General features: G+C 36.9%; 15 protein-coding genes. 7 read left to right on the forward strand and 8 right to left on the reverse strand.

Annotation, left to right across the window (positions count from 1 at the left end; genetic code table 11):
- Window positions 1-44: 44 nt before the first annotated feature.
- The 8 genes from ABS766_RS11850 to ABS766_RS11885 form a co-directional block, all read right to left on the reverse strand.
- A complete protein-coding gene (locus ABS766_RS11850) occupies window positions 45-1,166 on the reverse strand; it encodes a sensor protein KdpD (protein ID WP_408085383.1) in 1,122 nt (373 codons plus the stop codon).
- Window positions 1,166-2,269 carry a porin gene (locus ABS766_RS11855; protein WP_408085384.1) on the reverse strand — a complete coding sequence of 368 codons (1,104 nt, stop codon included), beginning with the start codon at window positions 2,267-2,269 and terminating at the stop codon, window positions 1,166-1,168. The genes ABS766_RS11850 and ABS766_RS11855 overlap by 1 nt, the downstream gene beginning before the upstream one ends.
- Window positions 2,266-2,826 (reverse strand): K(+)-transporting ATPase subunit C, encoded by a 561-nt coding sequence (locus ABS766_RS11860; RefSeq protein WP_408085385.1) that lies wholly within the window; start codon window positions 2,824-2,826, stop codon window positions 2,266-2,268. The genes ABS766_RS11855 and ABS766_RS11860 overlap by 4 nt, the downstream gene beginning before the upstream one ends.
- Window positions 2,827-2,840: 14 nt before the next feature.
- Window positions 2,841-4,865 (reverse strand): potassium-transporting ATPase subunit KdpB, encoded by a 2,025-nt coding sequence (kdpB, locus tag ABS766_RS11865; RefSeq protein WP_408085386.1) that lies wholly within the window; start codon window positions 4,863-4,865, stop codon window positions 2,841-2,843.
- 18 nt (window positions 4,866-4,883) lie between these two features.
- Window positions 4,884-6,578 carry a potassium-transporting ATPase subunit KdpA gene (gene kdpA / locus ABS766_RS11870; RefSeq protein WP_408085387.1) on the reverse strand — a complete coding sequence of 565 codons (1,695 nt, stop codon included), beginning with the start codon at window positions 6,576-6,578 and terminating at the stop codon, window positions 4,884-4,886.
- 3 nt (window positions 6,579-6,581) lie between these two features.
- On the reverse strand, window positions 6,582-6,659 hold the full coding sequence (locus tag ABS766_RS11875; RefSeq protein ID WP_408073297.1) for a potassium-transporting ATPase subunit F: 78 nt from the start codon (window positions 6,657-6,659) through the stop codon (window positions 6,582-6,584).
- A 2-nt stretch (window positions 6,660-6,661) separates the two neighbouring features.
- Entirely contained in the window at window positions 6,662-6,997 is a 336-nt protein-coding gene (locus ABS766_RS11880) for a DUF7674 family protein (RefSeq protein ID WP_408085388.1), read from the reverse strand.
- A gap of 159 nt (window positions 6,998-7,156) precedes the next feature.
- Complete coding sequence (locus ABS766_RS11885) at window positions 7,157-8,509, reverse strand: sigma-54-dependent transcriptional regulator (protein ID WP_408085389.1); 1,353 nt, start codon at window positions 8,507-8,509, stop codon at window positions 7,157-7,159.
- A gap of 702 nt (window positions 8,510-9,211) precedes the next feature.
- Between ABS766_RS11885 and ABS766_RS11890 the strand changes: the two genes are divergently transcribed.
- From ABS766_RS11890 to ABS766_RS11920, 7 genes are all read left to right on the forward strand, one after another.
- Complete coding sequence (locus ABS766_RS11890) at window positions 9,212-9,439, forward strand: hypothetical protein (protein ID WP_408085390.1); 228 nt, start codon at window positions 9,212-9,214, stop codon at window positions 9,437-9,439.
- 62 nt (window positions 9,440-9,501) lie between these two features.
- The gene (locus tag ABS766_RS11895) at window positions 9,502-10,767 is read left to right on the forward strand and encodes a phage integrase SAM-like domain-containing protein (RefSeq protein ID WP_408085391.1); all 1,266 of its coding nucleotides are present in this window, start codon (window positions 9,502-9,504) and stop codon (window positions 10,765-10,767) included.
- Window positions 10,768-10,779: 12 nt separating this feature from the next.
- Entirely contained in the window at window positions 10,780-11,481 is a 702-nt protein-coding gene (locus tag ABS766_RS11900) for a hypothetical protein (protein ID WP_408085392.1), read from the forward strand.
- Window positions 11,482-11,674: 193 nt separating this feature from the next.
- Window positions 11,675-11,947: a helix-turn-helix domain-containing protein gene (locus tag ABS766_RS11905; RefSeq protein WP_408085393.1), complete on the forward strand. Its 273-nt coding sequence runs from the start codon at window positions 11,675-11,677 to the stop codon at window positions 11,945-11,947.
- A 3-nt stretch (window positions 11,948-11,950) separates the two neighbouring features.
- A complete protein-coding gene (locus ABS766_RS11910) occupies window positions 11,951-12,136 on the forward strand; it encodes a hypothetical protein (RefSeq protein WP_408085394.1) in 186 nt (61 codons plus the stop codon).
- The gene (locus ABS766_RS11915) at window positions 12,123-12,581 is read left to right on the forward strand and encodes a PDDEXK family nuclease (RefSeq protein ID WP_408085395.1); all 459 of its coding nucleotides are present in this window, start codon (window positions 12,123-12,125) and stop codon (window positions 12,579-12,581) included. Before ABS766_RS11910 ends, ABS766_RS11915 begins: the two co-directional genes overlap by 14 nt.
- A gap of 2 nt (window positions 12,582-12,583) precedes the next feature.
- A complete protein-coding gene (locus tag ABS766_RS11920; RefSeq protein WP_408085396.1) occupies window positions 12,584-13,279 on the forward strand; it encodes a hypothetical protein in 696 nt (231 codons plus the stop codon).
- The last annotated feature ends 23 nt before the right edge of the window (window positions 13,280-13,302 follow it).

Below are 13,302 nucleotides of genomic sequence, written 5' to 3' on the forward strand. Positions count from 1 at the left end.
AGTATTCCGACTGCAAGGGTTAATTTTGTTTTTATCTTCATGGATTAAGAAAGAATGATAAGATCAATGTTACTCGAAGTTAACTTATTTAATAATGACTTAAAGATGTTGGTAGACAAAATTACTTTGAATAGGGTAATATGTGGCTTTCCTATACAAATGGTTGTAATTTTACGGGCCTCAGCCTGCTCTGTAATGGACGTAGAAATTTTACTATTTTTTATTCTTATGATTTCAGCCCCAAGCTCTGTAGCCAGCCTGAAATTATTAATAAGGTGCCTTTGTTTATCCAATGCAATTTTATCACTTCTTTCTCTTGGTGTTTCAATATAGAGTACGTACCATTTACTATGATAGTAATTAGCGAGGCGGGCAGTTTTTCGGATAACTGTTTTTGCAGTAGTATGATTACTGCTTATACAGGCTAAGAAACGTTCCTGTCTTAAATTACTTCCTGTCACTTCTGTTTCTACTTTACGCTCTACCTGGCTGGCTACTTCTTTAAGGGCTAATTCTCTTAGCTGTAAAATATGTTGAGGCTTAAAAAAATTGCCAAGGGCCGACTGAATTTTATCAGCAGTGTATATTTTCCCTTCTTTGAGGCGGGTAATCAGCTCATCGGCGGTTAAGTCAATATTTACTACCTCATCGGCGGCTTTAAGAACACTGTCGGGAATTCTTTCTTTAACCTCTATACCTGTTATTTCCTTAATGTCATCGTTAAGGCTCTCTATATGCTGAATATTGACTGCACTGATTACATTAATTCCGGCATCCAGTATACCCATTACATCCTGCCAGCGCTTTTCATTTTTACTACCTTCAATGTTAGTATGTGCGAGTTCATCTACTACAACCACCTCAGGGCGAAGGTTTATAATTGCCTGTACATCCATCTCTTCCAGGCATTTACCTTTGTAATAGAGGGATCGTTTTGGCACAATGGGCAGCCCTTGTAAAAGCTCATGTGTTTCTGCACGGTTATGCGTTTCTATAAATCCTATTTTAACGTCTATCCCATTACGAAGCAGGGTATGCGCTTCCTGCAGCATGCGAAACGTTTTGCCTACACCGGCACTCATGCCGATGTAGACCTTAAACTTTCCTTTTCGTGACTTTTGTATCAGGTCAAGAAAACGCTTTGCATTTATATCTTTCTCTGTCATTAAAATGAAATTGCAAGTGCCGTTGTAATAAAAGTATTAGTAGTAACCACCTCACTTCCTTTCAGGAAAATATCATCTTTGCTGTTAAGGCTCCTGACTTCAAGCCTCCAGACGACATTGTCATAAATAGCATAATCAAAGTTAGCCGAGTATCCAAAAGTTTTAAATCCGTTTTCTGTATCCGTTGATATAATAACACCATTTTCATCAGAATAATATTCCCCTCGGAAGGCTATTGCCATTTTATTAGTCAGACGGTATTGTGCAATAACCACTGGCGAATACCATGCATTATAGCTTTCGCTGTCTTTATATTTTTGTTCGGCACCAATATCAAACCCTGCAATCAGACCAAATTTATCAGTAAGCTGAAACTGCCCGTACAGGTTATGAAAGTAACGCATACGCTTTTCAATATCAGGTTTGTCATTTCCTACAAACGAGCTGCTGTTTAAAGTTACTTTATTGTTTGGCCTATAGGTTAGCTGATGCCCGAAAGCTATAGTCTTGTTGCCATCCGGCCTTTGTATGCGCTGCCATCCGTTAAGTATAAGTCCGCTAACGAACCACTTACCGGAAGGAGAGGTGTAAGATATTTTAGCCCCGCTTTCATAATAAGGGGAATTATCGGCAAGCATACTTCGTGTGAGTGTCCAGCAATCTTTCCCTACTGCACTTTCAAAACCAATATGAGAAGCAAATATACCGGCATCTACCCATAGGTTTGCTTTTTTAGACAATCTGACTCCGGCATTAGCCTCATAAACATTTTTAAGTACACCTTCTTCAGCCGCAAGGTTGGTGTTGGCATATGTACCTGCCATAAGAGCCAGATTAGCTCTTACAGAACCATTATTATATCCGGCTTTTATAAAACCAAGGTTAAGAGTTACTTCGTTGTGACGATTGTGCGAATAAAAAAACGAAGGGCGGGTATTGTTTTCAGGCTCGTTAAAATCGTAGGCATAATAGGTTTCCACATATCCGCTTATAGTAAGGTTCGGGTTAATCTGTACAGGTATGATTTTAAGGGAATCTTCCTGAGCAAAGGCAGTTAATCCTATTACTGATAAAAAGGCCGTTATTTTTTGTTTGGTTGTCATTGCAGATTATTTAAGGCTAAGTTAAGTTTTAATACGTTTATTTTCTCGGTACCAAGTATACCTAACAAGGGCTTTTCAGTATTTTCTGTTATAACGTTACGTATTTTTTCTTCCGGGATATTACGCGCCTTCGCAATCCGTTTTACCTGAATTTTAGCAGCAGCTACAGAAATGTGAGGGTCAAGGCCACTACCTGAAGCGGTTACCATCTCTGATGGAATAGCCGCTCTTTGTATTCCCGGATTCTTTAGTATAAAGGTATCGATACGCGCCTGCACTTCAGCCAGATAATCAGGATTGGAAGGACCCTTATTGCTTCCTCCCGAGCCCGCACCATTATAATCTACAGCCGAGGGGCGGGACCAGAAATAGTTATCTTCAGTAAAATTTTGGGCAACATTCACATGGTATGTTTTTCCGTTAGCGGTAATAACTTTACCTTTTCCATGATTAGGGGTGAGCTGTGCAATACCAAGGATGCACAGGGTATAAAATCCGCAGAAGAACACTGCACAAAATAAGGTTAGCCTTATAGCGGGTATAATATGAGTTTTCATCTTTTTCTATTTTTTTAGATAAACAATGCAACAACTAAGTCAATTAATTTGATACCAATAAAAGGTACAATAACACCACCTAATCCGTATATAAGCAGATTTCTTCGTAACAAGGCAGAAGCTCCTATTGGTTTATATGCCACTCCTTTTAAGGCTAACGGGATAAGCATGGGTATAATAATAGCGTTAAATATTACAGCCGAAAGTATAGCGCTTTCAGGGCTGTGCAGGTTCATAATATTCAAGCCCTGCAAGGCAGGTATGGCAGCAATAAACAGTGCAGGAATAATAGCAAAGTACTTGGCTACATCATTAGCAATACTAAATGTGGTGAGTGTGCCGCGCGTCATAAGCAATTGCTTTCCTATTTCCACTATTTCAATAAGTTTGGTGGGATCATTATCCAAATCTACCATATTACCGGCCTCTTTTGCAGCCTGTGTTCCGCTGTTCATGGCTACGCCCACATCTGCCTGGGCAAGGGCAGGAGCATCATTAGTACCATCGCCCATCATGGCTACCAGTTTACCCTGTTGCTGCTCATTTTTTATGTAGTTCATTTTATCTTCGGGTTTTGCCTCTGCTATAAAATCATCTACTCCCGCTTTTTCAGCTATATATTTTGCCGTAAGCGGGTTATCTCCGGTTACCATAACGGTTTTAACCCCCATTTTACGCAGCCTTTCAAAACGCTCCTTTATTCCGGTCTTAATAATATCCTGTAGTTCTACAACACCCAGTACTTTTTCATTTTCGCAAACTACAAGGGGTGTACCACCATTTGATGATATTTTATGAACTACCTGAGTAATATATTCAGGAAAGTTATTGCCCGCTTTCTCTACTAAGTTTTTAATAGAATCATAAGCCCCTTTCCTTATACGGGTTTCTCCAAAATCAATACCTGAGCTTCTGGTTTCTGCTGTAAATTTTATAAATCTGGGACTATCAATCTTTACTGAATGAGGGTCGGTTCCTGATAGCTCTATTATTGATTTACCTTCAGGAGTTTCATCAGCAAGAGAACTTAGCACTGCGGCTTTTATAAAAAGTTTTTCGTCAATTCCCTGGGCAGTATGAAAATGGGTTGCCTTTCTGTTACCAATGGTTATAGTACCTGTTTTATCCAATAGCAGTACGTCAATATCACCGGCTGTCTCAACTGCCTTACCTGATTTGGTGATTACGTTGGCTCTTAACGCCCTGTCCATACCCGCTATGCCAATAGCAGAAAGCAATCCACCAATAGTAGTGGGTATGAGGCATATAAATAGCGATATAAATGCCGCAATAGTAATAGGTACATTGGCATAATCTGCAAAAGGCTTTAACGTAACACAAACTATTATGAATACCAGCGTAAATCCGGCCAGGAGTATGGTAAGCGCAATTTCGTTTGGTGTTTTTTGTCGGGAAGCGCCTTCCACCAGAGCAATCATTTTGTCCAGAAAGCTTTCACCCGGCTGTGTGGTTACCTGTACTTTGATTTTATCAGACAGTACTTTAGTACCACCTGTAACCGAACTTTTATCACCGCCTGCCTCACGGATTACAGGGGCGCTTTCTCCTGTAATAGCACTTTCGTCAATAGTAGCAAGCCCTTCAATAATTTCGCCATCGGTGGGGATGATATCGCCTGCCTCACAGATAAAAAGATCGCCTTTTCTTAATGTAGAAGAAGGTACTATTGTAATTTCACCAGAAGATTCAATTTTGTGTGCAGGTGTTTCTTCCCTTGTCTTTCTCAGGCTATCTGCCTGAGATTTGCCACGTGCCTCGGCTATGGCCTCGGCAAAGTTGGCAAACAAAAGTGTGAGGAGCAGTATTATAAATACTGTAAAGTTATAGGCAAAACTGCCCTGTGACTGTTCACCAACTAAAATCCAAAAGCAAACGCACAGCATTACTGCAGTACCTACCTCTACGGTAAACATGACCGGATTTTTTATAAGTGAGACCGGACTAAGCTTTATAAAAGATTGTTTTAAGGCCTGTTTCACCAGATCTCCCTGAAACAATGATGTATTTTGAGATTTCATTTATAGTCTATTTTAATTTTACATAGAAAAGTATTCCGCAATCGGGCCAAGGGTAAGGGCGGGGAAGAAGGATAGAGCAGCAACGATAAATATTACCGCAAATACCATAAACCCAAATGTGGCCGTGTCAGTTTTTAGCGTGCCCGAACTTTCAGGGACATATTTTTTTGAGGCTAAAATCCCTGCTATGGCAACAGGACCTATAATTGGCAGATACCTTGCCAACAGCATTACAATACCGCAGGCATAGTTCCAGAAAGGTGTATTATCACCCAAACCTTCAAACCCGCTACCGTTATTAGCAGAGGAAGAGCTGAATTCATATAACATTTCGCTAAAGCCATGATATCCCGGATTATTTAGCCATGCAGCATATTCCTGAGGATTCCCCGCGTACACATGGCTGGCCAAAGCAGTACCTGCTAAAATTAAAAAAGGGTGCAGCAATGCCACCATCATGGCAATCTTCATTTCACGGGCTTCAATCTTTTTACCTAAAAACTCAGGAGTCCTGCCCACCATAAGCCCGCTAATAAACACAGCCAGTATGATAAAAATGTAAAAGTTAAGAATACCTACACCCACACCGCCGTAAAAGCAGTTTACCATCATTCCCAGTAAAGTAGTTGCACCGGTTACAGGCGTCATACTATCGTGCATGGCATTGACCGATCCGTTACTGGTACAGGTAGTATAAGTTGCCCAGTTGGCCGATGCAGCTGACCCGAAACGCACTTCTTTACCTTCCATGCTGCCCATTTGCTGGATACCCATATCATGAATGGCAGGGTTACCATTCATTTCACTAATTACAGAGGGAATAAGCAACAATAAAAAACCTAATGTCATTACCCCGTAAATAGTCCAGGCCATTTTTTTACGTTTGAGTACATAGCCTAAAGCAAAAACAAGGGCTATAGGAATCAGGAATATTGAGACTGTTTCCACTATATTTGTTAAATAGTTTGGGTTTTCCATAGGGTTAGCCGAGTTCGGACCGTAAAATCCGCCTCCGTTTGTGCCTAACTGTTTAATAGCAACAAAAGCGGCTACAGGGCCACGGCTTATTTCCTGTTGTTCACCTTCAAGGGTAGTAATGGTATCTTTGCCTTCAAATGTCATAGGTGTACCGTTAAAAGCTAATAGTATCGCAACAATTACCGCTAATGGTAACAGTATCCTGATAGCTGAACGTACAAAATAGCTGTAAAAATTCCCCAAGGTATCAGCGGTCTTTTCTTTCATTGCTTTATATACCACGGCGCAAATAGCTATACCCGTTGCTGCACTTATAAATTGCCACAGCATTAGCGTAAGCTGGCCTAAATAGGATAAGGCCGTTTCACCGGAATAGTGTTGCAGGTTGGTGTTGGTTACAAAGCTAATTGATGTGTTAAAGGCCAGGTCAAGGCTCATGGATGGATTTTGATCAGGATTTAGAGGCAGCCATGCCATATTAGTTAGCACCAGGATTGATAATACAAACCATACTAAGTTAATGGTGAGTAAGGTAGCAAGATGCTGTTTCCAGGTCATTTCTTTATCAGGGTTAATTCCTCCCATTTTGAAGAAAAGCCTGTCTAAAGGATTAAAAATCTTGTCGAGCCAGGTATTTTCATAATTGAATACTTTACCGATATATCTGCCGAGAGGGATGGCAAGTAATAGTACCAACCCGTAAGTGACAATTATGCCTGTTATTTCATTATTCATAATTTAAAATTTTTCAGGTTTAATGAGTACATAGGCGATATAAGCAAATACAGCCAGTGCAAGGATAAATAGTGCTGTCATAACTATAGTTCTATTAGGGTTTTTATAAATGCTTCTTTTAGGGGTGAAGGCATATCATTAAGATAGTCCTTAAGTTGCAGGGCGGGGGACTTTTCTATAAAATTGCAGATAAACTCGTTCTCTATACAATGCTTTGTATAGGCGTGTTCTTCCTGATATAGTATATTGATGATTTTGAAAATATCATTCACCTTGTCCTTTCTGTCTTCCTGAAACAGATGCAGAGAGTAGTCTGAAACCGATCGTACTATTTCATAATCAGTAACGGTAGGATTGTCTAAGTTTTCAGTGGCCTCAGGGAGCCATTCATAAATTGTTTTTCTGATTTTGGTTTCCATTATCGGATGTTTTTATTTATCCGATTACTGCCAAAACCTATACCTGAAAACTATTTGATTTTAAATGACTGTTTTTTAGCGTTTTATTTGTTTTTAAGAAAGACAAAAAAAATAAACCCTATCAAAATGATAGGGTCGGTACTTTTAAAACGATAGGATTTATTCTATTTTATATTCTTCAAGCTTACGGTAAAGAGTAGTCAGCGCAATATTTAGCAGCCGGGCTGTTTCGGTTTTATTACCATTGGTATAATTAAATACTTTCTGTATATGTATTTTTTCTGCCGATGCCAGTGAAAATGCAGATAAGGTTTTCTGACCTTCTTGTGCCTGTCCATGTGACAGTTGTTGTAGTTCATAAGGAAGGTTATCGGCGCTCAGGATAGTATCGTTCTCTAATATTATACTCCTTTCCATGATGTTTTTCAGCTCCCTGATATTACCGGGCCAGTTGTGAAGTTTAAGCATTTGCAGAAATTCTTTTGAGATTCCTGTAATCCTTTTGTTTATTTTAAGATTAAAGTTTTTAAGGAAATTATAGGCCAGCAATTCGATATCAGAAACCCTCTCCCTGAGTGAAGGAAGTTTAATAGTAAAAATAGATAATCGGTAATACAAATCTTCCCTGAAATGGCCTGCCTCAATTTCTTTGAGTAAATCCCTGTTAGTGGCTGCAATAATCCTTACATCTACTTTAGTTACTTTACTGTCGCCTACTTTAATACATTCCCCATTTTCGATAACACGTAGTAATTTTGCCTGTAGATCTAATGGCATTTCTCCTATCTCATCCAGAAATATGGTGCCTTTATCTGCTTCTTCAAACAATCCTTTCTTATCTTTTACTGCTCCTGTAAAAGCCCCGGCCTTATGTCCAAACATTTCGCTTTCTAAAAGGTTATGGCTAAATGCTGCACAGTTAACAGCAACAAAGCTTTTATCTTTCCTATTGCCTGACTGGTGTATGGCATTGGCAAAAACTTCCTTACCAGTACCGGTTTCTCCGCTTAGCAGTACCGTTGTGTCTACACTGGCCACTTTTTGAGCCAGGTGAATAGCTTCTCTTAATTTTGTAGATTCACCAATAATGTTGTCAAAGGAATACTTATGTTCAATACGGTTCTCCAGGTTTATTATACGCTTAGTAAGTCTTCCTTTAGCTATAGCTTTGTGTAACAAGGGGATAATCCTATTGTTATCATCTCCCTTTACGATGTAGTCAAATGCCCCGTTCTTAATTGCCTGTACACCATCTGGTATATTACCATAAGCGGTAAGCAGGATAATTTCTGTAGCAGGGAATTTTTCTTTGAGTATGGAAGTCAATTCAACTCCGTTGCCATCAGGCAGTTTAACATCACATAAAATAACATCAAAGTCGTTTTGCTCTGCCTTTTTTAGCCCTGATTTACAATCTGAAGCTTCAACTACCTCAAAGCCTTCAAGACTTATGATACGGCCCATAAGCGATCTAAGCTTTTCTTCGTCGTCTATAATAAGGATTTTGTTCAAAGCATAAAAATTTGTAATGCAAATATATTAAAATGAGCGTGAGCGCTATTTTTGAATTTTACGAAACAGGAAATCGATATAAACAAATTAATATCATGTTTCAATACTTTGACAACCTTAAAGATTACCAAGGAAGCGTGCTCGTCAAAAGATAGGGAAAAGAAATGAATTCTATGTTGGCTTTCAAAAAAGTAAAATAATATTCAAAAGACATTACCTGGATTTGACTGAGCTTTTTAAAGTGCTTGCGATCTCACAATTATCAAGCATAAAATTTTAAAGATAGTTTATTTGAATAATTATATAAAACAAGAACTATAAAAATATAGAAAACGATGAGAGTTTATGCGTAAATTAGGTGCTATATAAATAAGAAATAGAGCATTATGTTTATTAATTAAAAAGGTTTTGAAGGGGCTGAAATTGAGATTTTGTAAGATTACCTTTTTATTAAGTATGTAATAAAAAAATGCCTTTTACAGATCGCAAAAGGTATTTGTGGAGTCGCCGGGAGTATATTGTCTTTATATATATTTTTTTTAATACTCTATTATAAATTACTTTAGGTTTTTAATTTATTAAAAAACATTTAGTTATATTATTTTATGTGTTAACCTGTATAAAATGTTATTAAATAGTGTTAACCTTTTGTCGGTAAAATTTCGGGAATATTATATATTTGTTTAAAATATATAATATTGTATGGCTGCAAGAGATTCTGAAAATATTACGATTACAAAAGAAGAATATAACGGTTTGATTTCAGACCGTAAAAAGTTAATCAGTTTGAGCGAGCAGATTAAAACTTTGGCAACCCTCCTGCCTGGATTTTCAAAAGGGCAGGAGAAACCAAAGCGATTATCTCAGGCTGCATTAAAAAAACACTTTGATAACCGGTCAAAGGTTAACGGAAAAAGCTTTTTAGGTTAAGGGAAAGCCGCCAAAGATATGTAGTACTTGCAAAATATTTACAGTAAACATAAAAGTATATAATGGCTTCTATCAAATTTGAAATAAAATCCGTTAAAAATCCAGCAGCTATTTATATAAGGCTTACCGGGGGGCGTATGCGTGGCGAGGTCACTAAGCATAATAATGTTAAGAAACTGGATGTTACAGCGCGAACTAAATTTTATATCAATCCTGCGGATTGGAGTAAGGCAAAACAGGCTCCTAAAAATTTAAATGATGCGGACTTCAAAAAATTAAACTCTGACCTTTCAGATTTAAAAAACGAGCTTCTTAAGCACTACAATAAAACAGTTGGTCAAACACCAATTACAAGTGAATGGCTAAAAGAGTTTCTTAACCCCTCAGAAAGCACAGGCGGCTACCCTACAGAGCTTATAAAATATTTCGACTACTATATAAGCATTAAGAAAAAAATTATCACAGAGAGCAGTATTAGAAAGTTGAATGTAGTCAAACATAAATTAGAGCGTTACGAAAAAGAGCATGGGCAGGTACTTATTAAAAATGTGGATAGGAATTTTCATGAGTCTTTTCAGAAGTATTGCGAAGCCAACAAATATGCCCATAACACCATAGCAAAGGAAATGCGTTTTATCAAAACAATATGCCGCCATGCTAAAGATAATGGCTTAGAAACACATTACCAGATGGAGGGCTTAAAAACCTCTTTTATAAAGGTTGATAATATTTACCTTACTGAAGATGAGTTAGCGTTGATAAAAAAAGTAAAGTTAAATGAGAGCCTGGATAATGTAAGGGATTGGCTGTTGATAAGCTGTTATACCGGGCAGCGTATTTCGGACTTTATGAGGTTTACAAAAAATATGGTAACAACACAGAAGAACCGGGCAGGGAAAGAAATTATTCTTATTGAGTTTCATCAAAAAAAAACAGGTAAGGTTATGACATTACCACTACATAGCGAAGTGTTACGCATACTTAAAAAAAGGGCGGGTTATTTTCCGGAAGCAATATCAGACCAGCGGTATAACGACTATATCAAAACAGTATGCCGGAAAGCAAAAATTACCCAAAAAGTAAAAGGCAGTAAGAAAACAGAAACTTTTGAGGGTAGTAAGGTATTCAGGAAAGAAACAGGTATTTTTCCTAAGTGTGAATTAGTAACCTCACATATTGGCCGCAGGAGCTTTGCAACTAACAATTACGGAAAAATACCCACTTCATTACTTATAGCTGCTACAGGGCACAGTACTGAACAAATGTTTTTAACTTATATAGGAAAAAGCGCCAGTGATAGGGCTTTAGAACTTGCGGAATGGTTTTAAATCAATTCATTTATGGAATATATCGATCAGATTTTTGATGACACGCAAACTCGTGTAAATAAGGGAATGCATAAAAACGATATAAATAACTATGCAGATATTTATATTGAGGCGTTTGATTTTAGAATGAGTCTACATAATGGTAATGTACTTGATTATATTAAAGATGATTTAATATATTTCTTTGCAAAAAAACTGCATATAGATTATTACTTCAAACAGACTTATTCCCCGGAGATTAATTTATTTAATCTTGATGATTTGGAAAAAATGAAAGAAATATACAAATTATCTAATCTTCAAAAAGAAAAAAAACATTGGTGGTTACTAAACGAATTTGAAGATCTTGGAATAAAAATTAGATTCCTAAAATCTAAACTTTTCAGTTTTGGATTAGAAGTAGAATTGTATTATGATGAAGATGACTGTTTAAAAGGCAAACTTTATAAAGTTGATGAAAAAAGTACATTATTAGAAGAAATTGTAAAACCTCTGGCATACAAAATAGCTTTATTAAATGAAATTGGTTTCTATGAATTGCCAAAGTTCAGAACACTGCAAGTTAAAGATCAAAATCAAATAATTAAGTTGTTGATAGGTGGTTCAATTGATACAATCAGAAACAACAGAAATAGTCTTAACGAAAATAGTACTGTTAGCTCAAAATATACAGCATATAAATATAAAGAAGATGTGAAAAAACTTTTTAATTAATAAATGTAAGCATAGGTAGTTTTAAATTTCAGCTACGCAAATATGCTATTTAATATAATTTCATTTCATTCAATCCCCAGCCTTAGTTACAAACATATAAATATTATTAATTATAGTTAAAGAGTGGAATATTAAGTGGAATTTTTCTCTTATCCCCTCTTTTAATTTTGGTTCAGAATAAATTTTGAACCAAATGGAAAATACAATTCAATTCATTCAAGTAACACCGCAAGAGTTAGAAAACCGTATTATTGACGGTGTAAAAAAGATGTTTTCATCTATTGTACAAAAGTCAGATGATGATCAACTACTTAACCGCACCGAAACTGCCAAGTTATTAGGAATTTCGACTGTAACACTGTGGGAATGGACTAATAAAAGTAAACTTAAAAGCTATGGTATTGGTAATAAGGTTTACTACAAAAAAAGCGAAGTAATTGCCGCCCTTAAACCTCTTAATCATTAAGGTATGGCTGTTATCACAACATTTCAGGAACCGGCAAAAGATATTTTTGCTTTTCTCAACGCTTCACCACATTTATTTATAGGCTCAAAGTTACCCGCTGCACTTGCTGTAAGGTTTAACGTATCAGAATCAGCATTTAGCTTGTTGCTACATCAATACAGAGAGGGGGCGCGATATGGGTATAACTAATCGATACATTAAAAGTTCAGCAGTAAGGGTTCTTGAAAATAAAGCTTTTGAAGCCATAAAAGCAAAACACCCTAACTTCCCGTATCCAGTTAAACCTAAGTACAGGGACGACAATACAAATGCCCTTACAACTTGTATTATAGACTATATAAACCTGCAGCCTAATGCTTCAGCTGAGCGCATTAATACCATTGGCCAACAGATTGAACACAGGGGAGTAAAGAAATGGGTAAAAGGAAGCAGCAAAACAGGCTCAAGTGATATACATGCTTGTATAAAAGGCAAGTTTCTAGCAATAGAGGTAAAATGCGCCGCTACGGGAGATGTTTATCAGAGGCCGGAGCAGTTAGCCTATCAGAAAGAAATTGAAATAGCAGGAGGGCTTTATATGGTTGCTAATGATTTTGAGCAATTCTATAATTGGTTTGTAAAGCAAGGGTTTTAAAAATGGCAGACGAGAAGTATTTAAATATACCTGTTCAACTACTTGAAGGCTTTTTAGTAGATAAGCAAGTCGTATTAAATAACATTTGTGATTACGCAATATATGCACATTCATTAAAACTTGAGGATGGCACTGAAGAAGAATGCTTTGCATCAGCAGCGGACTTTTATAAAATTACTTATCAAAAAGTTATTATAAAGAAAAGGTTTAAAAATGCTAAAGAGTTATATGATTATTTACCTGAAAATAGCCCTAAAGTTGGTTTGAATTTGAGCCGATTTTGGGATTATTACAAAAACCACAAGAAAGAATTTGAGATTGCTTGCCTGCTTGCATACCTGGCAATAAAAAGTATTTTAGGCAAAAAGTCATACTGTAAGATGGATAACAAGTTTTTACTGGCAAGGATGGACGGAAAAACGCATAGTTGTGCCTTTGATGAGCTTTCAGATGAAGTGTTTAAATACGCTAATGAATATCAAACTAAAAAAATAAAGAATGCATTATCTGATACATGGGGATTGGTTACTTACAGTTATCATACACGCGGGTTTTGGGTAAGCTTTAAATTATCTCTGGACGATTTAGTTTTTGAAGCAGAGAAGCGCCGGGAAGCAGTTAAAGAAAAGCAACGAAAAGAGGAAATTAAATCAGCGAGGGATAAAGCTTTAGAGAGGCTTAATAAATCACGACCATAACACGACCTATATAAAAGAGTTTC

Origin of the sequence: Flavobacterium rhizosphaerae, from assembly GCF_046000445.1 — a bacterium.
GTDB lineage: Bacteria > Bacteroidota > Bacteroidia > Flavobacteriales > Flavobacteriaceae > Flavobacterium > Flavobacterium rhizosphaerae.